Annotated in this window: 17 protein-coding genes; 8 read left to right on the top strand and 9 right to left on the bottom strand. The window is 45.9% G+C overall.

From position 1 onward, the window contains the following. Positions 1 to 268: 268 nt before the first annotated feature. From L5M38_RS05655 to pspA, 5 genes are all read right to left on the bottom strand, one after another. Positions 269 to 1,477 carry a YcjF family protein gene (locus L5M38_RS05655; RefSeq protein ID WP_263178539.1) on the bottom strand — a complete coding sequence of 403 codons (1,209 nt, stop codon included), beginning with the start codon at positions 1,475 to 1,477 and terminating at the stop codon, positions 269 to 271. Beyond that, positions 1,474 to 2,934 carry a YcjX family protein gene (locus tag L5M38_RS05650; RefSeq protein ID WP_263178538.1) on the bottom strand — a complete coding sequence of 487 codons (1,461 nt, stop codon included), beginning with the start codon at positions 2,932 to 2,934 and terminating at the stop codon, positions 1,474 to 1,476. The genes L5M38_RS05655 and L5M38_RS05650 overlap by 4 nt, the downstream gene beginning before the upstream one ends. A gap of 113 nt (positions 2,935 to 3,047) precedes the next feature. Further along, positions 3,048 to 3,434, bottom strand: coding sequence for an envelope stress response membrane protein PspC (gene pspC, locus L5M38_RS05645; RefSeq protein WP_263171057.1), 387 nt, complete (start codon positions 3,432 to 3,434; stop codon positions 3,048 to 3,050). Continuing rightward, a complete protein-coding gene (gene pspB / locus L5M38_RS05640) occupies positions 3,421 to 3,660 on the bottom strand; it encodes an envelope stress response membrane protein PspB (protein WP_006081138.1) in 240 nt (79 codons plus the stop codon). Before pspB ends, pspC begins: the two co-directional genes overlap by 14 nt. A gap of 17 nt (positions 3,661 to 3,677) precedes the next feature. Next, positions 3,678 to 4,361, bottom strand: a complete 684-nt coding sequence (gene pspA, locus L5M38_RS05635) for a phage shock protein PspA (protein WP_006081137.1) — start codon at positions 4,359 to 4,361, stop codon at positions 3,678 to 3,680. 177 nt (positions 4,362 to 4,538) lie between these two features. Here pspA and pspF point away from each other — a divergent pair, with 177 nt between their 5' ends. The 8 genes from pspF (at position 4,539) to L5M38_RS05595 (ending at position 12,669) form a co-directional block, all read left to right on the top strand. Then, on the top strand, positions 4,539 to 5,630 hold the full coding sequence (pspF, locus tag L5M38_RS05630; RefSeq protein ID WP_263178537.1) for a phage shock protein operon transcriptional activator: 1,092 nt from the start codon (positions 4,539 to 4,541) through the stop codon (positions 5,628 to 5,630). 69 nt (positions 5,631 to 5,699) lie between these two features. Next, complete coding sequence (locus L5M38_RS05625; protein ID WP_263144427.1) at positions 5,700 to 7,325, top strand: ABC transporter substrate-binding protein; 1,626 nt, start codon at positions 5,700 to 5,702, stop codon at positions 7,323 to 7,325. Continuing rightward, positions 7,325 to 8,356 (top strand): ABC transporter permease, encoded by a 1,032-nt coding sequence (locus tag L5M38_RS05620; protein ID WP_263178536.1) that lies wholly within the window; start codon positions 7,325 to 7,327, stop codon positions 8,354 to 8,356. The genes L5M38_RS05625 and L5M38_RS05620 overlap by 1 nt, the downstream gene beginning before the upstream one ends. Then, entirely contained in the window at positions 8,343 to 9,233 is an 891-nt protein-coding gene (locus L5M38_RS05615) for an ABC transporter permease subunit (RefSeq protein ID WP_006081133.1), read from the top strand. Before L5M38_RS05620 ends, L5M38_RS05615 begins: the two co-directional genes overlap by 14 nt. Before the next feature lie 3 nt (positions 9,234 to 9,236). Continuing rightward, on the top strand, positions 9,237 to 10,244 hold the full coding sequence (locus L5M38_RS05610; protein WP_028760462.1) for an oligopeptide/dipeptide ABC transporter ATP-binding protein: 1,008 nt from the start codon (positions 9,237 to 9,239) through the stop codon (positions 10,242 to 10,244). Beyond that, on the top strand, positions 10,225 to 11,010 hold the full coding sequence (locus L5M38_RS05605; RefSeq protein WP_105252932.1) for an ATP-binding cassette domain-containing protein: 786 nt from the start codon (positions 10,225 to 10,227) through the stop codon (positions 11,008 to 11,010). Before L5M38_RS05610 ends, L5M38_RS05605 begins: the two co-directional genes overlap by 20 nt. A gap of 105 nt (positions 11,011 to 11,115) precedes the next feature. Continuing rightward, positions 11,116 to 12,318, top strand: coding sequence for an enoyl-ACP reductase FabV (fabV, locus tag L5M38_RS05600; RefSeq protein WP_263178535.1), 1,203 nt, complete (start codon positions 11,116 to 11,118; stop codon positions 12,316 to 12,318). A gap of 138 nt (positions 12,319 to 12,456) precedes the next feature. Further along, positions 12,457 to 12,669: a molybdopterin-binding protein gene (locus L5M38_RS05595; protein ID WP_006085368.1), complete on the top strand. Its 213-nt coding sequence runs from the start codon at positions 12,457 to 12,459 to the stop codon at positions 12,667 to 12,669. Positions 12,670 to 12,862: 193 nt separating this feature from the next. Here the strand turns inward: L5M38_RS05595 and L5M38_RS05590 are convergent, their stop codons facing one another. From L5M38_RS05590 to clpX, 4 genes are all read right to left on the bottom strand, one after another. Beyond that, a complete protein-coding gene (locus L5M38_RS05590) occupies positions 12,863 to 14,728 on the bottom strand; it encodes a SurA N-terminal domain-containing protein (RefSeq protein ID WP_028760465.1) in 1,866 nt (621 codons plus the stop codon). Between the two features lie 225 nt (positions 14,729 to 14,953). After that, positions 14,954 to 15,226: a nucleoid-associated protein HU-beta gene (gene hupB, locus L5M38_RS05585; RefSeq protein WP_006081127.1), complete on the bottom strand. Its 273-nt coding sequence runs from the start codon at positions 15,224 to 15,226 to the stop codon at positions 14,954 to 14,956. 259 nt (positions 15,227 to 15,485) lie between these two features. Further along, on the bottom strand, positions 15,486 to 17,843 hold the full coding sequence (gene lon, locus L5M38_RS05580; protein WP_105252934.1) for an endopeptidase La: 2,358 nt from the start codon (positions 17,841 to 17,843) through the stop codon (positions 15,486 to 15,488). A 132-nt stretch (positions 17,844 to 17,975) separates the two neighbouring features. Next, positions 17,976 to 19,256, bottom strand: a complete 1,281-nt coding sequence (clpX, locus tag L5M38_RS05575; RefSeq protein WP_028760467.1) for an ATP-dependent protease ATP-binding subunit ClpX — start codon at positions 19,254 to 19,256, stop codon at positions 17,976 to 17,978. Between the last annotated feature and the right edge of the window lie 82 nt (positions 19,257 to 19,338).

The following is a 19,338-nucleotide window of genomic DNA, read 5'->3' as shown; positions in this document are numbered from 1 at the left end:
CAATACCTGCGTTATGGACTATTCAATGGATAACACTAGCCCTATCGAATAAGCCCTACCATAACGCGGCCAAGCACTTAAGCCAGTAGTGTGGCGAAAATAGCAGCGCGCAAAGTGTAATTAACTTGTTACATAGCACTTTTCAGCCGCACTTGGTCATACTCGGTACCTGCAAAAAATCATAAAAAAATGCGCTAAGGAACAAGTCCATTAGCGCATCTACTTTCGCCCGATTTAAATCGGTTAATTGTTTGATATTAAATAATATCTACTCTTTAGATTTATCTTTAGCTGACAGAGGTACTTTGTCATCAACATCGGCGAACTGGCCTTTTAATGCGTCGCGGCCTTCCTTGGTAAACAGCTTGCCTGAAAACTGCTTCAGTTCGATCAACAATTCCTGATGCACTTTAGACAATTTAGGCCTTTGCTCTTCCCTAAACACAATCGGCCGACACAGCGCCATGGCTTGATATCCAAGGCGCGCCGTTAACATGCCGCCCCCTAAACCTTGCGCCAAACGAGCAGACAATTTACCTGTCATTTCAACCGATAACAGCTGTGTTCCTAAATCGGTAACTAACTCACTGGTACCCGCATAAATAATATTGATGATGATACTGCGGATAAGTTTAATTCGGCTCCAGTAACCCAGTTCTATGCCATAACAGCGGGCGACATCACGCAACATACGTTGATTACGCCAGAGGATAATCGCCATATCGAGCACTGCTAACGGACTCGCCGCCAGTAGCACTGCCGACTCAGCCGCATAGCGTCGCACGACTTTTTTGGCCAGTTCATCTCGCTCCGTCAGCACTAAGTCCTCGAATAACAAGACTTTCTCGGCATCATTATGTTCATCTTTTAATGAGCTGCGAAGTTGCTGCAAACCTTGGCTGTCTTCATAGTGGCAAACGATATTATCGATAAAGCTGTCTGCTTCACCCATTTGCATGCTCTGCGCTAGCCTTGCACCTGTTTCTTGAGTATCGGCGACCTGTTTGAGTCGCTTGAGCTTACGGTATTCACTGACTGCGCCCGCCAATGCCCACGCACTGACCACCCCAAGCACAACACCATAAAAACTAAACAACCAAGGGTTCTCAAGCCAAGCATCCCTCAATCCTAATCCCGTTTGAACTACCACGAGCAGCAATAAACTCACAGCTGCTAGACGAGCGAGCCAAGACCAACGGCGTGATTTTACAAGTTGAGGCGATACCGATTTAGCATCGATCATTTTTGGATGGGATGACAGCGTTTCATCCATCAATTCCTCAATATCAGCAGCCACTTCTTGCACTGGCGTATGCGGATCAAAGGCTTTCGCCCCTTTGAGCTCCTCTTTGCTGGGTTTGAGCTCCACGACTTCTGGGTCAAACAGCTGCTGCTTTTTCAGCGCCTTATGCTCAAAGGAGTGTACAGAGGAATTAGAGGCCTGCTCATTTGGATTATCAGATAGCTTTAACGTCATTCCAACTTATCTCCCAGTAAGTACTGCAGCAGATGATCGAGACGAATATGGTCAAAATGCACTTGAGAAGGGTCAACATTAACATTGCTCGGCGGCGCGAACCCAACAAAATTAAACCCTTGTTCACGCCAAAAATGCGCGTCAGGTAAGCGAGTGGGCACTTCGCCGGGAAACAAGGTCAGGGCTTTACCATTGAGTCCCATCCCCTGCACGACTTCGACCTCACCGTCTTGAGTTGTCACCATGCCATGGCGAGTCGCCTTGATGGCGCTAATCGCCATCGTCTCCACTTTACAACCATCGAAACTGGCAAAATGCTGGCTGTGTTTCAACATATCGGTCAGCAGGGACAAAACATGGCTCTGCTGATCGCGAGTCACATGGTCAACCTTGCTCGCGGCAAACAACAAACGGTCGATGCGGGGGGCAAATAAACGCCGTAAATAACTCGATTGGCCAAACTGAAAGCTTTCCATAATGGCATTGAGCGCCGCGCCCATATCCTCAAATTGCTTTTTACCGCGATTCAACGCACTAAAACAGTCAACGAGTACTAACTGCCGATCAAAACCGGCAAAGTGGTTTTTATAGAAAGGCTTAACCACTTTAGCCACGTATTCTTGATAACGTTTTTCAAGTACATGGAATCCACTGTGTTTATCGCTTTGCGAAAGCTCAGCAAACTTTTCATCATTAACCAATAACAGGGGGAAAAAAGCCAATAAGGGAGCACCCTGCCATTCACCTGGCAATAACATACGCCCAGGTTGCGCTTGGTAATAACCTTGCACGTGCACTAAATCATTGAGTAATAGCTGATATTGATCGGCAATCTGCTTTAATTGCTGCTCATCGGCGCTGGCGGCTAAATCCAATAAAATCAAAGATTGTTCAAACTCAGCATACAAGGGTGAGCTTTTAAGATTCTCGATGCGAACTTGTTGAGCGCGACACCAGGTTACAAAGTCTTGGCGCAACATAGGTAAATCGAGTAACCATTCGCCAGGATAATCGACTATGTCTAAATACAAGGTGGCGGTATCAGAAAACTTTGCCAGTAAGCCCTTCTTAGGTTGGTATTTAATCGCCAATCGTAACTCAGAAATAGTACGAGTGGAGGCAGGCCAGGTCGCAGGTTCGGAAGTGAGCGCTAACATGGCGCCTTGATAATCAAAACTGGCGATTTCAAGATCCGGCTGCATGGCACGCTTAACACCGAGTAAACGCTGATCGCGGCTCACCTGCCACAGTGGCAAAGCACTGTTGTTGCGGGCATGGGGTAACGTTGAGACAGGTCCAGAATTGAGTAACTGATTGACTAACCCCGTAATAAACGCTGTTTTTCCTGCACCAGAAAGCCCAGTCACGGCCAAACGTAAATGCCGGTCCGCGGTGCGATGTAACAGGGATTGGCCCTTTTGGGTTAATTTATGGAGCGAGGCATCAAGCATTCCCATAGAGACTTCCCTTATGTCGAATGATGTTAACTTATGTCAAGTGATGTTGACTATACACTGGAATGGAGCAGAGATTAAGCAACAAGGGCGGACATGGCCGCCCTTTAAAAGGGTTACAAACTATTGATTTGTCTTTTTAAATCAAAGTTGTCAGAGGTGACATGGCGTTCTAAATTTTGTAGCCTGACTTCCAGACTTCGAAATTGACGACTCACGTCGCTTAGCGCTTGCTTTGCGGGTTCTCCCGACTGCCACGGCTTCTTCTTCACCTCGATATCGTCTCTATCGTAATGCTTTTGCGGCTTGATGTCTAAAATCACCCACAAAGCGACATAGATGATAAATACCACACCTGAGCCGCCGAGTAAGAAGATAGACACAGTCAGCACTCGCACTAACCAAGTTTCAATCGCAAAGTACTCGGCAATCCCTGCACATACACCTGCTATTTTGCCTGACTGGGGAATGCGGTACAAAGAACGGCCATTAGATCCTCTCATGTTTCCCCCTCCATTCGGGCGATTCTGTATCCAGAATGGCCTCTAAGGTCTCGATACGCGCCGCCATTTTATCGGCCTTGGATATCAAATCATTGAGTTGTGAAAACTCTTCCTCAGTGAGTCCCTGGCTCACTTGTCGCTTACTGCGATAATGAAGAACTAACCATATTGGCGCGACTATCACCATGAAAATAATAATCGGCGCCATTAGCACGTCCATATCCATAACTCACCTCTGAATTGTTATTCTTTTGACTTAGTTGGCGCTTTACCTTTTACCTTGGCTTTGAGCGCTGCCAGTTCTGCATTCACAGAATCTTCCGCTTCTAGCGCCGCAAACTCATCGGCTAAGGTCTTCTTGCTGCCAAGATCGTAAGATTCAACTTGGGCTTCTAAGCCTTCGACACGGCGCTCATATTGCTCAAACTTGAGCATAGCATTGTCGATCTTGCTTGAATCTAGCTGCTTTTTCACTTCTAAGCGTGATGACGCTGTTTGAGTGCGCAAAATAATGGTCTTTTGACGCGCTTTTGCATCGAGCAGCTTTTCTTGCAACATGCCCACTTCATCTTTCAAGCGTGCGATATGTTCATCGATGACGGCTAACTCTTGATTCAGCGTATCTGCTAAACCGGTCGCTTTTTGTTTTTCAACTAAAGCGGCTTTCGCTAAGTCTTCACGGTCTTTCGACAGTGCCAGTTCAGCCTTATCTTGCCAATCTTGCACTTGCTCTAACACGCGGTTGATACGACGTTGCAGCTCTTTCTTTTCAGCTAACACTTTAGCTGAGGTAGAACGCACTTCAACGAGTGTGTCTTCCATTTCTTGGATAATCAGTCGAACCATTTTTTCTGGGTCTTCGGCTTTATCCAGCAATGCGCTGATATTAGAGTTAATGATATCGGCGAAACGAGAGAAAATTCCCATAATCCTATCCTCAAATTGATGTTGGTCTCGTACAAGGTAATACACTAACCGTGCCAACTTTTACTTCTTATTTAAATACAGCAACTTAAACAAAATATTAACTTTTACTTCCTTTTACGCTTCAAGCCACTTATTATCATTTTCACCAAATTTTAGCGCGAAAGACTAAAAAATATCGTGGATAATAAATTTCAGCAAGACAACCTTATCGGTCAATCTAACGCCCTACTCGAAGTGTTAGAACATGTGTCGCAAATAGCGCCTCTGTCTAAACCCGTACTGATTATTGGTGAACGTGGCACTGGTAAAGAGCTTATTGCCGAACGCTTACATTATCTGTCTAAGCGCTGGGATCAAAGTTTTATTAAGCTAAACTGTTCATCTTTGAGTGAAAATTTACTCGAGAGTGAGTTATTTGGCCATGAGTCAGGAGCCTTTACTGGCGCCAAAGGCAAACACGAAGGCCGCTTTGAGCGCGCCGACGGCGGCACCTTATTCCTCGACGAATTAGCCAACACCTCAGGACTTATCCAAGAAAAGCTTCTGCGTGTCATTGAATATGGCGAATTTGAGCGGGTCGGCGGCAGCAAAACGGTGCAGGCTGATGTTCGTTTAATCTGCGCCGCCAACGAAGATTTACCATCACTTGCTGACGCAGGCGAATTTCGTGCCGACTTGCTCGATAGACTCGCCTTCGATGTAATTACTCTGCCACCACTGCGTTGCCGCCCAGAAGACATAATGACGCTGGCGGAATATTTCGCCGTTGGCATGGCGCGCCAATTAAAGCTGCAGCTATTCAGCGGTTTCAGCGCCCATGCGGTCGAGCAATTAATGACCCACGACTGGCCGGGTAATATCCGTGAACTTAAAAACGTAGTCGAGCGCAGCGTTTACCGTAATGGTGGTGAAAATAGACCCATCGATCATATTACCCTCGATCCCTTTGCTTCACCGTATCGGCCCCAAACGCGGATCAAGACTCGCGAACGCCAAATCACCTCAGTCGCGCCAACAACTGTTGCCAGTACGTCACAATCTGCGCCGATACTTGAGGCTGAAGTACAAGTCAATACTGAGTATTCAACGAATTGCTTTAATTTTCCGCTGGATTTTAAAGAGCAAACTGAGAAGTACGAAATGGATCTGATCCAGCAGGCACTTTCAAACAGCCAATATAACCAAAAGAAAACCGCCGACATGCTCGGATTAAGCTACCACCAACTGCGTGGCATCCTTAAAAAGTACAATTTACTTGATAAAGCATAAGCAGATTGCCCACGGGGGAGATGCACTGCTAAAATAGCCGTTCATAGTCGATAAAATAATGATTTATAAATGAGTGTGCTAATTAGACGCCTGTGCCTAACAACTGCAGTTTCTTGCATGAGTTGGTTGTTGGTCGCGTGTGGCCCCCAACGACTCCCTTCTGGTTTGGTGTATTGCTCCGAAGGGAACCCTGAGTCTTTTAATCCACAATTGGTGACATCTGGCACGACAATCGATGCCACCTCACATCAAATTTATAGTCGCCTAGTGGATTATGACACCCAGTCAGGCAAGCTTGTCCCTGCCTTGGCGACGAGTTGGGCCATGTCTGATGATGGCTTAAGCTATCGCTTCACTCTCAGGGAAAACGTGCAGTTCCAGCATTCAAAGCGTTTTTACCCAACTCGCCCCTTTAATGCCGACGATGTGTTGCTCTCCTTTAATCGTATTATCGATACCCAACATCCTTATCATTTTGTCTCCCGCACGGGTTATCCCTTCTTCCAAAGTATTGGCTTTTCTCAGCAAGTTAAAGGGATAGAGAAGATAAACGATCATGAAGTGGTCTTTTACTTAACCCGCAAAGACGCTTCTTTTCTGTCGAATTTAGCCACCGACTTTGCGGTGATCTTATCCAACGAATACGCGCAGCAGCAGTTAGCTTTAGGTCATCCTGAAAACGTCGACCACTTTGCCATTGGTACAGGACCGTTCACCTTAGTGCAATACGCTAAAAACGAATATATCCGCTATCGCCGTAATCCCGATTTTTGGGGAGAGCCAGCAAAAATCGATATGCTGGTATTTGATATCACGCCCAAAAGTACAGTTAGGCTCGCTAAGCTTATCGCGGGGGATTGCAGCGTTTCTGCGCTGCCCAAAGCAGGTGAACTGCCTGTTATCAAACAGCATCAAGAATTAAACATCGAATCACAACCAGGTCTTAACGTAGCATTTTGGGCCTTTAATACACAAAAGCCACCGTTAGATGATGTTCGCGTACGTCGTGCACTTGCCTATGCTGTTGATAAACAAAATATCCTGCGAGCGGTTTATCAAAATACTGCCATTGAAGCCACCGGCGTTCTGCCACCAGCATCATGGGCCTACGAAAATAACAAAGGACTTGTCGATTACAATCCGCAAAAAGCACGCGACCTATTAAAAGAAGCTGGTATAAAAAATCTCAGCATCAATATTTGGGCCATACCGGTTGCCCGCGCTTATAACCCCAATTCGTTGAAAACGGCCGAATTAATTCAATCCGATTTAGCAAACATCGGCGTAAAAGTGAATATCGTCAGTTACGATTGGAGCGTATTTAATCAGAGACTGAGCCGCGACGACTATGATTCTGTGCTGATTGGCTGGAATGCTGATAACAGCGATCCCGATAACTTTTTTAATCCGCTGCTGAGCTGCGCAGCAATGCAATCAAACAACAATCGTTCTCGCTGGTGTAACCCTGAGTTTGATGCCATCTTAAACAGCGCAAGGGAAGTATCAGATCAAGCGGAACGTAAAGTGATTTATCAACAAGCAGAAGCCTTTTTAGCTGAACAAGTACCTATGCTGAGTCTGGCCCATGCCAAACGTGTGGCATTAACTCGCAGTGATATCAAGGATATGCAGCTTACGCCTTTTGGTGGGATTTCCTTCACCCATACTAGCCAAGCACCACAGGAGGCGAATTAATGTTTACATACCTACTGCGTCGCCTCAATTTATTTCTTGCTACTTCGTTAGTCATGGTGGGTGTCTTATTTTACGCTACAGGCTTGTTTCCAGTTGAGCGCACCTATGCACTCACTGGCATACATACACCGACGGCGCCCCAACTGGTTCAAATAGAACAAGACTACAAATTAGATAAAAACCAAGCGTGGCAATTTATCGCTTACCTACAACAAAGGCTTAGCGGTAATTTAGGGATTTCAGTCACGTCACATCAAGAAGTCGCCGAAGAACTCAGTGCCGTCCTGCCCGCCTCCTTCGAACTTGCTGTGATGGCGGGCATTATCGCAATTTGCTTGGGCGTGCCCTTAGGCGTGCTCGCCTCCCAGAGTCAACATAAGCTCACCCAAAATACCATTATGGCGATTACCCTAACGGGCTACTCTGTACCCGTATTCTGGTTAGGCCTTTATCTTTCGCTTTGGTTTGGCGTCGATCTTGGTTGGTTACCAATTTCGGGACAGATCAATTTGCTCTATGAAATCAAGCCTGTCACAGGCTTTATGCTAGTGGATACCTTGTTGTCAGAGTCTGAATACGGCATGTCGGCATTTAAAGATGCCCTGCTGCATATCATTTTGCCTGCCACAACACTGGCCGTATTACCTTTTACTGTAGTGGTTCGTAGCACCCGTTCGGCAATGGTGAATGTGATGAATCAAACCTTCATTCGCGCCGCCGAAGCCAGAGGCATGCATACTGGCACGATTATACTACGCCACGCCCTGCCCAATGCGCTGATCCCCGTACTTAAACATTTAGGGCTAATGCTTGGCTCATTTGCCAGTTATGCCATAGTGGTTGAAATGATTTTCTCTTGGCCTGGTGTAGGATCTTGGCTGGTTTCAGGGATTTACCAACGGGACTATACTGTTATCCAAGGTGGGATTTTGGCCGTTGCCCTATTGATTATCTTCCTAAGTATCTTGATTGAAGTGCTGCACACAGCCTTTAATCCACTGAGCAGAAAAGACCTTTATGCCACCAGTTAAAATTTATCAAGAAGATCAAATTGCCTCTCCGACTATGCGGGTTTGGCTTAACTTTTCGGCTAATCCTTTCGCCTTAGCGGGTCTATGGACGATTGCATTTCTGCTCTTGCTAACCCTGTTTGGCCCTATGATTGCGCCCTTCCCACCAGAGGCACAAGATCCAAGAGCCTTGCTGTTGCCACCCTCTTGGGACCCTTCAGGCACAGTGGCGCACTTTTTAGGGACTGACGATCTCGGCCGCGATATTTTCAGCCGATTATTACACGGCGCGCACTTGACCTTTGGCATGGCGCTACTGATCGTCGTTACCGCATTATTCACAGGCTTTATCATAGGGTCATTGTCGGGCATGATGCGGGGCTTAAAATCCAGTATTCTTGGTCATTTGCTCGATGCGCTGTTATCTATTCCCTCGCTATTAATGGCGATTTTAGTGGTTGCTGTTATGGGACCAGGGCTTGAAAATGTGTTCTGGGCCGTCGGGATAGCCTTAACCCCACAATTTGTGCGCTCCATACACCAGTCAGTGCATGAAGAATTACAAAAAGAATATGTCACAGCCGCGCGTTTAGACGGCGCTAACTCGATGCAAATTTTTTGGTATGTCATTATGCCAAACGTGTGGGAAGTGGTGATTATTCAAACCACACTTGCCATTTCAGCAGCTATTTTAGATATCGCTGCCCTGGGTTTTTTAAGCTTGGGCGCGCAGGCGCCGAGTCCAGAATGGGGCGCAATGGTCGCCCAAGGGATGGATAATTTACTAACCGCGCCTTGGGCCGTGACTATCCCAGGCTTAGCGATTCTTTTCAGTGTGCTTTCCATTAACTTGGTTGGCGATGGCCTACGGTCGGCGCTTGCGCCCATCAGAAACTAACTTATGCCCTTACTCGACGTACGAAATCTAACGATTGAACTCGATACGCCCCACGGTAGAGTGCGGGCGCTAGAAAAAGTCAGCTTAACGCTCAATGCGGGCGAAATTCATGGGCTAGTCGGTGAATCTGGCTCAGGACGAAGTTTGTTAGCCAGAGCGATTTTAGGCATCCCCGGACCCAACTGGACTATTACTGCAGACCGCATGATGTGGGATGGCAATAACTTGATGGCCATGAGCTCAAAAGAGCGCCGTAATCTGATGGGGTCAGACATGGCGATGATCTTCCAAGATCCGTCTGGCAGCTTAGATCCAGCACAAACCGTCGGCAGTCAGTTAATGCAAGCTATGCCTAAAAATCCTAGCGCCTATTTTTGGCAACGGCGCAGGCATGCAAGACTTACAGCACAGAAATGGCTGCATAAAGTCGGGATCAAGAATCCGCGGCAGGTGATGTCTAGCTACGCATGGGAATTATCCGAAGGCGAATGCCAAAAGGTGATGATTGCGATGGCGGTTGCTAACCAGCCTCGCCTATTGATTGCAGACGAACCCACAAGCTCGATGGAGCTCAGCACTCAGGCGCAAATTTTCAGATTATTATCCCAATTAAATCAATTACAAAACGTATCGATTCTATTGATCAGCCACGAGCTGGAAACCTTAGCCCAATGGTGTGATCACTTATCCGTGCTCTATTGCGGTCAAGTCATGGAATCTGGGCCGACGGACGAAGTGATTAAGCAGCCTTATCATCCTTACACTAAGGCGTTACTCGAAAATATGCCCGACTATTCAGGCTCAGGTGGTCACAAGGCGATTATGCCTACCCTACCGGGTTCTGCGCCCGCCTTACAGCATTTGCCAATTGGTTGTCGTTTAGGGCCACGCTGCCCTGAAGCACAAAAAAAATGCGTTAATCAGCCAAATTTGAGTCATATCAAAGACCGCTATTTTGCCTGTCATTTCCCTTATCACGGCGAAACCCATAATGACGACCCCACTGCTTAAAGTTAATGACCTTTATAAAAGATATGATACTGGTTATAAGGGCTTTTCCCGCCAATATAACGATGCATTAGCGCCCGTATCCTTTGAACTCGAACGCGGTGAAACCTTAGCGATAGTGGGTGAAGCGGGTTCAGGTAAAAGTACCCTCGCCCGCATTTTAGTCGGTGCAGAGCCCCGCAGCGGTGGTGAGATTTTTTTCGAAGGTGAAGCCTTAGATAGCCGCAATGTGAAGCAAAGATGCCGCTTAATTCGGATGATTTTCCAAGATCCGAATACTTCACTGAACCCGCGCCTAACGATTGGTCAATTGCTCGATGAGCCGCTGCGTTTCAACACCCAAATGTCAGCGCAATCGAGGCACACCCAAGTGGTCGATACCTTACGAAAAGTAGGTTTATTACCCGAGCATGCGGAGTTTTATCCGCACATGATTTCCGAAGGGCAAAAACAACGAGTCGCAGTAGCACGAGCCTTAATGCTCAATCCTAAAATTATCATTGCCGATGAAGCCTTAACCGCTCTGGACCTTTCGGTGCGTTCGCAAATTCTTAATTTGCTGTTAAAACTGCAAAAAGATCTCGGCTTGTCTTATATCTTCGTGTCCCATAATCTCAATATTATTCGCCATGTCAGCGATAAAATTATGGTACTGCACAAAGGTGTAATGGTTGAAAAAGCTGATACAGAACAAATATTTAACTCACCAAAACATGAATACACCCAGAGGTTGGTCCAAGAGCAGAGTCTGTTTGTTCATAAACGCTAAACTGCTCCAACCACTTAAATAATCTGGTGAATTGGCTAAAAATAGGTGCCATTTACCCGCCGAAATATTTATCCTATTGGTCATTTTGATAGAAGAAGCTTAAATATGATTATCAAACCAAAAATTCGTGGATTCATTTGTACCACTACACACCCCGTCGGTTGTGAAGTAAACGTTCAAGAACAAATCACCTTAACTAAAGCAAAAGGCAAGATTGCTAACGGCCCGAAAAAGGTATTAGTGGTCGGTTCATCAAGTGGTTATGGTCTGTCTTCACGTATCGCAGCCGCTTTTGGTAGCGATGCCGCAACGATTGGCGTGTTCTTCGAAAAGCCAGGTACTGAAGCGAAACCAGGTACTGCAGGTTGGTACAACTCTGCCGCTTTCGACAAATTTGCTAAAGCGGAAGGTTTATATTCTAAAAGCATTAACGGCGATGCCTTTAGCCATGAAGCTAAACAAAAAGTCATCGAGCTTATCAAGCAAGATCTTGGTGAAATTGACATGGTTGTTTACTCACTGGCATCACCAGTGCGCAAACTCCCTGATTCAGGTGAGCTTATCCGATCAGCTTTAAAACCCATTGGCGAAACTTACACAGCGACTGCCGTTGATACCAATAAAGACTGCATCATTGAAGCCACCGTTGAGCCAGCAACTGAGCAAGAAATTGCCGATACTGTCACTGTTATGGGCGGCGAAGATTGGGAACTATGGATCAAAGCCTTATCTGAAGCCGGTGTATTAGCCGATAACTGCAAAACCGTAGCCTATAGCTATATAGGTACAGAACTGACGTGGCCAATTTACTGGCACGGCGCCCTTGGCAAGGCCAAGATGGATCTGGACCGCGCAGCAAAAGCCTTAAATGAACAACTGTCAGCCACTGGCGGCAGCGCAAATGTTGCAGTGCTAAAGAGCGTTGTGACTCAAGCGAGTTCGGCCATTCCTGTCATGCCTTTATATATCGCTATGGTATTCAAGAAAATGCGTCAGGAAGGTCTCCATGAAGGTTGTATGGAGCAAATCTATCGCTTATTCAGTGAGCGCCTATTCCGTGCCGATGGTTCAAAACCTGAGACCGACAGTGATAATCGCTTACGTTTAGATGACTGGGAACTGCGTGAAGATATTCAGCAACACTGCCGTAATTTGTGGCCACAAGTGACCACAGAAAACTTATCAGAATTGACTGATTACCGTGAATACAAAGCTGAATTTATTAAGTTATTTGGTTTTGGTATCGAAGGCATTGATTACGATGCCGACGTTAACCCATACGTTGAATTTGACGTTATCGAACTCTAATCGACTCGATAGCGAATCACTGCTTATCACAAACGTTAAACGCCACTTTTTAGTGGCGTTTTTATTTATAACTCCCAGATTAAGATGCGCTACACTAGCTGCAGTTGACCCCTAATAATCCCTCAATAAGGAAAATCAATGAAAATTAGCGCAAGAAACACCCTCAGCGGTACAATCAAATCCATAGAAATGGGCGCTGTAAACAATGAAGTGACAATAGAACTTGCACCCGGTGTCGTACTGACCTCTGTGGTGACTAAAGCTTCCTGTGAGCGCCTAGGGCTCAAAGTGGGTGATTCGGCTTATGCCCTCATCAAAGCCAGCAGCGTAATGATTGGCGTTGATGATTAACCATTCAATTCAGTAACGTGGCGATTGAAGTAATGGAATATGGAGTCTGACAGTGTTGCGATAGTGGATATCCTTCGAACTTCATTGGTAAACTTTATCGAATTAAAAAACAAAAAGGCCAAGTGAACTCACTTGGCCATTTCTATTTAATCAGTCGGATAGTAAATTTAATAACTCACTATCCTCACTGAAATTATTCTTCTACAGGGTAAAGCACCTTGGCATTGGCTTTAAGCGAATCGATCAAGCCACGGTAGTCTGCTTCACTGTATTGTGCGTTCAGACGTTGTTTAAGTGCATTAACTAGCTCATCACTCACACCTTCTGCAGCGTTGACTTTATCCAGTGCAACCACAGCATAACCGTTTGCTAAACCAACGGTATCAACAACAGGAGTTGTACTTGGTGTTGGCATTTGGAACGCTTTGCCTACAATCGCAGCATCAACGTCTTGCGCGCCACGGCCTAGTTTCGCTTTAGACACTAAACCAAGATCAGTTGCACCCGCTTTAACTTGTGCCATCAGTTCCTGTGCTTTTGCACGGGCGGCTTCGTTTGCTTGATCTTGCTTCAAGCGCTCAGTGATGTTGGCTTTCACTTCAGCTAAGGCCAAAGTACCCGCATCGTGATGTTCTTTCACTCGGATAACAACCACATGGTTAGGTTCAAGCTCAATCACTTCACTGTTTAAACCTTTCAGCATCACAGTTTCAGAGAACGCTGCTTTAACTAAGTCAGGCTTGTTTAGCTCAGCAGGTGCGTTATCGCGAGAAAACAGTGCTGTAGTCTTAACATCAACGCCAACAGCTTTTGCGGTCTCAGATAGTGTATCTGGCACTTCATAGCTGGTATCCGCTAATTTACTTTGTAAGCTATAGAACTGGTCAACCGCTTTCTTATCTTGCAATTGAGCCACTATCTTAGCTTTCACATCAGCAAACGGTACAGTCGCGCCAGATTGCACATCTAATAGCTTGATAATGTGGAAACCAAAGTCTGTTTTAACCACCGCAGAATGTTGGCCTTTATTTAATGCAAATAAAGCGGCATCAAATGCGGGGTCCATAACACCAGGTTCAAACCAATCCAGTTTACCGCCCTGCTCTGCACTCAAAGTATCATCAGAGTTAGCTTTAGCCAGATCAGCAAAATCGGCACCGCTATCTAATTGCTTAGCGAGATCTTCAGCCTTTGCTTTTGCTGCAGCTTCATCATTACCTGGCATAACCAAAATATGCGCGGCAAGACGCTTCTCGTTAGAAACATATTGTGCTTTATGTTCTTCGTAATACGTTTGTGCTTCTTCATCAGAAACTGGATTATTTTTAGCAAAATCAGCAGCATTCAGTTCAACATATTCTAAGCTCACCATCTCAGGACTCATAAACTGCCCTTGGTTTGCGTCGTAATAGTTTTTCACTTGCTCGTCAGTCACAACCGCTGTCGCTAAGAATGGTGCAGAATCGACAATAACATAGCGCACATCACGGGTTTGGCCTTGTAACTCAGCCAATTGCTTAGCTTCGCCAGGTAACACGAATTCAGTACCCACAAGGGCTGCAGTTAACTGACGACGGGTCATATCGACACGCATCATGTCTCTGAAAGTCTGTGGCTGATAACCTAACTGACGCAGAATCGCCTGATAACGATCGTTATCAAATTTGCCATCTGTTTGAAATGCCGGTTCAGCTCTCATTGCAGCAACAATTTGCTCGTCAGATACACGTAGACCCATAGCCTTAGCAGCTTGATCTATCAACTTGTCAGCCACTAAGCGTTCTAATACGCTCTGCTTAATGCTTTGTAAGTATTTTTCGTCAGCAGATAACGCAGCAAACATTTCACCTAGCTGTTGCTCCATGCGAGAGCGCTCGCTCTGGTACGCCTGCTCTAGCTCGGCTTTAGTGATCTTGTCACCGTTCACTTCTGCCGCAGGCACATCAGTTGTTGAACCTAAGTAACTACTGACTCCTGCAAATGCAAAAGATAAAATCACAAGTACGAGAATGCCTTTAGCAATCACGCCTTGCGAACCATCGCGGATCTTTTCTAACATCAGATTTCTCGCTTGTTGCGATTAACAAAATAAAAAGGCGCATCAGGTTGAGATGCGCCTTTCTGTAATTTATGGGGAATATTCAGACGCTACCACTGGTAAATTCTAAAACCCCGAGTAATGGTAGAAATTAAGCTTCATATTCCATTACTTTCAATTCGTAAAAAGCACTGATAAACAGTGCTTGTCATTACGAACGCCTTACAAAGGCTACGATATTAATGATTAATTAACAGCGTCTTTCAGTGCTTTACCAGCTTTGAATGCAGGAATTTTAGCTGCTGCGATTTTGATTTCTTCACCCGTTTGTGGGTTGCGACCAGTACGCTCAGCGCGTTCACGCACTTCAAAAGTACCAAAACCAACAAGAGAAATTTTATCACCTTCTTTCAGACCTTCGGTCACAGCAGCGATAAAAGAATCCAGTGCTCGGCCAGCAGCGGCTTTAGAAATGTCAGCACCAGATGCGATTTTCTCGATTAGTTCAGATTTGTTCATGTCATCCCCTTGAATGTAATTTTTTTGCGCCGCAACCAAATCCGTCTCTAGAGCGGTCTGCGGAGGCTTTTATAACAAGCTTGAATTCAAAGTTCAAGCTGAGTTCGAAAACCAAAGAATTAAAACTGGATACAGCTCAAAGCCAGTTGCGCCAAGGGCTTGGAGCAGCTGGCTCTCCACAGACCTAGGCTACCACAGGTCTGCGCTTTGTTAAGCCCCTTTTTTCATTTTTTTTAACGTGATAGCGCAATTTCTTGCGTTATGCCAAGTTTTTAACCACTTCGAAGCCTTCCACCGGCCTTTCTAGTGCCAGTTTTAACACTTCATCGACCCAACGCACGGGACGAATTTCTAAATCGGCAATCACATTGGCAGGAATTTCTTCCAAATCACGCTCGTTTTCTTTTGGAATAAGCACCAATTTTATGCCGCCGCGGTGTGCTGCTAGCAGTTTTTCTTTCAAACCACCGATAGGTAACACTTCACCACGTAAGGTTATTTCACCTGTCATGGCCACATCAGCACGCACGGGGTTACCCGTTAAGCTTGATACTAACGCGGTACACATAGCCGCACCGGCAGATGGACCATCTTTGGGTGTCGCACCTTCTGGCACATGCACGTGGATATCACGCTTCTCGTAGAAATCCGCATTGATACCTAATTGTTCCGCACGGGCGCGAACAACTGTCATCGCTGCTTGAATCGACTCTTGCATCACGTCGCCAAGGGAACCGGTATAGGTTAACTTCCCTTTACCTGGCACTGAGGTTGCTTCAATCGTCAGTAAGTCACCGCCCACCTGAGTCCAAGCTAAGCCAGTCACTTGACCGATTTGGTTCTTAGACTCGGCTTTGCCGTAATCAAAGCGCTGCACGCCAAGGAAAGACTTAAGATTCTCTTGGTTGACAGTCACAGACTTTACCGACTTGTCGAGCAAAATCATTTTCACGACTTTACGGCAAATCTTAGACAATTCACGCTCGAGTGAACGCACACCCGCTTCACGGGTGTAATAACGGATAATGCCAACGATAGCACTATCATCTACTTTAATTTCAGTGGCTTTTAAACCATTGCGCTCGATTTGCTTATTCAGCAAATGTTGCTTAGCAATATTCAGCTTCTCGTCTTCGGTGTAACCCGATAAACGAATGACTTCCATACGGTCAAGTAGTGGCCCAGGAATATCCATAGAGTTTGACGTTGCAACAAACATCACATCGGATAGGTCGTAATCGACTTCGAGGTAATGATCGTTAAAGGTCGCATTTTGCTCAGGATCTAACACTTCTAATAAAGCAGAAGCCGGATCGCCGCGCATATCAGAACTCATCTTGTCGATTTCATCAAGCAAGAATAACGGGTTTTTCACGCCGACTTTAGCCATCTTTTGAATGACTTTACCTGGCATAGACCCAATGTAAGTACGGCGATGACCACGGATTTCCGCTTCATCACGCACGCCACCGAGGGCAACACGCACATACTTACGACCGGTCGCCTTAGCGATCGATTGACCTAGCGAGGTTTTACCCACACCTGGTGGCCCCACTAAACACAGGATTGGCCCTTTAAGCTGACGCACTCGGCTTTGGACTGCCAAATATTCCAAGATACGTTCTTTGACTTTTTCAAGGCCAAAATGATCGGTGTCGAGTACTTCTTGGGCTTTGGCTAAATCACGTTTGATTTTAGAGCGTTGGCTCCAAGGCACCGCTGTCATCCAATCGACATAACTGCGAACCACCGTCGCTTCAGCCGACATTGGTGACATCATGCGTAACTTGTTAAGCTCGGCGAGGGCTTTCTCTTTCGCCTCAGCGGGCATATTAGCCTCTTCAATCTTACGATTTAAGGCTTCAAATTCGTCATGGCCTTCATCTAAGTCACCCAGTTCTTTCTGGATGGCTTTCATCTGTTCGTTCAGATAGTACTCACGCTGACTCTTTTCCATCTGTTTTTTAACGCGAGTCCGGATACGTTTCTCAACCTGCAATAGGTCGATCTCCGATTCCATCATCGCCATTAGATATTCCAGACGTTCGCCGACGTTGACCATCTCAAGCACAGATTGCTTATCTTCAAGCTTAAGTGGCATGTGTGCGGCCATAGTATCGGCCAGACGCGCCGCTTCATCGATACCCGATAAAGAGGTCAAGACTTCTGGCGGGATCTTTTTGTTCAGCTTGATATAACCTTCAAACTGACCAATAGCACTGCGCACTAACACTTCTTCTTCTTTGTCTTCCAGCGGTTCTGATTCCAGATACTCAGCCTTAGCCACAAAAAATTCTGTTTCTTGGGTATAACGGGTAATACGGGCGCGACGACCGCCTTCAACCAGCACTTTGACTGTACCGTCTGGCAGCTTAAGTAACTGTAAAATAGAGGCAACCGTACCCACTTCGAAGATGTCATCTTTTGATGGTTCATCGAGCTCGGCATCACGCTGCGCCACTAAAATAATTTGCTTATCCTGCGCCATTGCCGTTTCGAGACATCGAATAGATTTTTCTCGTCCGACAAATAACGGAATTACCATATGGGGATAGACCACCACATCTCGCAGTGGCAGCACGGGGAGTTCGATATGCGCTTCACGCTCTTGGGTCATAGTTCGATTCCGTTTTGGTGAAATGGATTAATACTGGAGTATATTGGGACGCTTTATGGAGTTTCAATGGCTAATACGAAAAAAGGAGTCCATTGGACTCCTTGTTTTTCAGTTTATTAGCGATCAGTACAATTATTGTTCGCCTGATGCCACTTGGGCCTCATTGTGCTCGTAAATCAAGATTGGGGCAGATTCCCCTTTCACTACTGATTCATCCACAACGGCCTTCACCACACCGTCAACGGATGGGATATCGTACATAGTATCCAGCAGAATACTTTCAACGATGGAGCGTAGGCCACGGGCACCAGTCTTGCGAGACATGGCTTTGTGAGCAATCGCTTTAAGCGCATCTTCGCGGAACTCAAGCTCAACCCCTTCCATCTCAAATAACGCACTGTATTGCTTAGTTAGGGCATTTTTAGGTTGAGATAGAATTTGTACTAAAGCTTCTTCATCCAGCTCAGTCAGAGTCGCAACCACTGGCAGACGACCAATAAACTCAGGGATTAAACCGTATTTGACTAAATCGCCAGGTTCTACTTGTGATAACGTTTCAGAGATCGTCGCTTTCTCTTTCTCGCCTTTCACCTGTGCACCAAAACCAATACCCGAGCCAACGTGCGCACGTTGCTCAATCACTTTCTCAAGCCCTGCAAACGCACCACCACAGATAAACAGGATCTTAGAAGTATCGACTTGTAAGAATTCTTGCTGTGGATGCTTACGGCCACCTTGTGGTGGAACCGCGGCAACAGTACCTTCAATCAGCTTAAGCAGCGCTTGCTGTACACCCTCACCCGATACGTCACGGGTGATTGATGGATTGTCTGACTTACGGCTAATTTTATCGATTTCATCGATATAAACGATACCACGCTGCGCTTTCTCAACATCGTAGTCGCACTTTTGCAGCAACTTTTGAATGATGTTTTCAACGTCTTCACCCACATAACCCGCTTCAGTCAGCGTAGTAGCATCTGCCATAGTGAAAGGCACATTGAGTGAGCGCGCAAGGGTTTCAGCCAGTAGGGTTTTACCGCTACCCGTTGGACCGATAAGCAAAATATTACTCTTGCCCAGCTCGATACCATCTTTAGGCGATGCATTTTTTAAACGCTTATAGTGGTTATACACTGCCACAGAAAGCACTTTTTTCGCTCTGTCTTGGCCAATAACATAATCGTCTAAATGTGCACGCAACTCATGTGGTGTCGGTAATTTATCGCTATCACGCTTTGGAGAGATTTCTTTAATCTCTTCACGAATGATGTCGTTACATAACTCAACACATTCGTCGCATACATACACTGATGGGCCAGCAATGAGTTTTCTGACTTCATGCTGGCTCTTTCCGCAAAAAGAGCAGTACAGCAATTTACCGCTGTCACCATTATTTTTGTTGTCGCCCATTAATTACCTCATTTGCAGTCTGCTCTACTGCCTGTCTTAAATTTGCTTAACTTTTACAAAGCATAGCTCAGTCAAAAGCAAA

This window comes from Shewanella sp. SM101 (genome assembly GCF_025654465.1).
Taxonomy (GTDB): Bacteria; Pseudomonadota; Gammaproteobacteria; order Enterobacterales; family Shewanellaceae; genus Shewanella; species Shewanella oncorhynchi.
The sequence above is the reverse complement of the archived record's forward strand: the minus strand, read 5'-3'. Positions and strand labels throughout refer to the sequence as shown.

What these genes read in the sequence shown, in the direction of transcription:
- pspB (WP_006081138.1), bottom strand. Translation starts at nt 3,660, where the DNA reads ATGGATATGGACGTGCTAATGGCGCCGATTATTATTTTCATGGTGATA.
- fabV (WP_263178535.1), top strand. Translation starts at nt 11,116, where the DNA reads ATGATTATCAAACCAAAAATTCGTGGATTCATTTGTACCACTACACAC.
- L5M38_RS05620 (WP_263178536.1), top strand. Translation starts at nt 7,325, where the DNA reads ATGTTTACATACCTACTGCGTCGCCTCAATTTATTTCTTGCTACTTCG.
- L5M38_RS05615 (WP_006081133.1), top strand. Translation starts at nt 8,343, where the DNA reads ATGCCACCAGTTAAAATTTATCAAGAAGATCAAATTGCCTCTCCGACT.
- L5M38_RS05590 (WP_028760465.1), bottom strand. Translation starts at nt 14,728, where the DNA reads ATGTTAGAAAAGATCCGCGATGGTTCGCAAGGCGTGATTGCTAAAGGC.
- L5M38_RS05610 (WP_028760462.1), top strand. Translation starts at nt 9,237, where the DNA reads ATGCCCTTACTCGACGTACGAAATCTAACGATTGAACTCGATACGCCC.
- L5M38_RS05650 (WP_263178538.1), bottom strand. Translation starts at nt 2,934, where the DNA reads ATGGGAATGCTTGATGCCTCGCTCCATAAATTAACCCAAAAGGGCCAA.
- L5M38_RS05625 (WP_263144427.1), top strand. Translation starts at nt 5,700, where the DNA reads ATGAGTGTGCTAATTAGACGCCTGTGCCTAACAACTGCAGTTTCTTGC.
- lon (WP_105252934.1), bottom strand. Translation starts at nt 17,843, where the DNA reads ATGACCCAAGAGCGTGAAGCGCATATCGAACTCCCCGTGCTGCCACTG.
- L5M38_RS05595 (WP_006085368.1), top strand. Translation starts at nt 12,457, where the DNA reads ATGAAAATTAGCGCAAGAAACACCCTCAGCGGTACAATCAAATCCATA.
- L5M38_RS05655 (WP_263178539.1), bottom strand. Translation starts at nt 1,477, where the DNA reads ATGACGTTAAAGCTATCTGATAATCCAAATGAGCAGGCCTCTAATTCC.
- hupB (WP_006081127.1), bottom strand. Translation starts at nt 15,226, where the DNA reads ATGAACAAATCTGAACTAATCGAGAAAATCGCATCTGGTGCTGACATT.
- clpX (WP_028760467.1), bottom strand. Translation starts at nt 19,256, where the DNA reads ATGGGCGACAACAAAAATAATGGTGACAGCGGTAAATTGCTGTACTGC.
- L5M38_RS05605 (WP_105252932.1), top strand. Translation starts at nt 10,225, where the DNA reads ATGACGACCCCACTGCTTAAAGTTAATGACCTTTATAAAAGATATGAT.
- pspC (WP_263171057.1), bottom strand. Translation starts at nt 3,434, where the DNA reads ATGAGAGGATCTAATGGCCGTTCTTTGTACCGCATTCCCCAGTCAGGC.
- pspA (WP_006081137.1), bottom strand. Translation starts at nt 4,361, where the DNA reads ATGGGAATTTTCTCTCGTTTCGCCGATATCATTAACTCTAATATCAGC.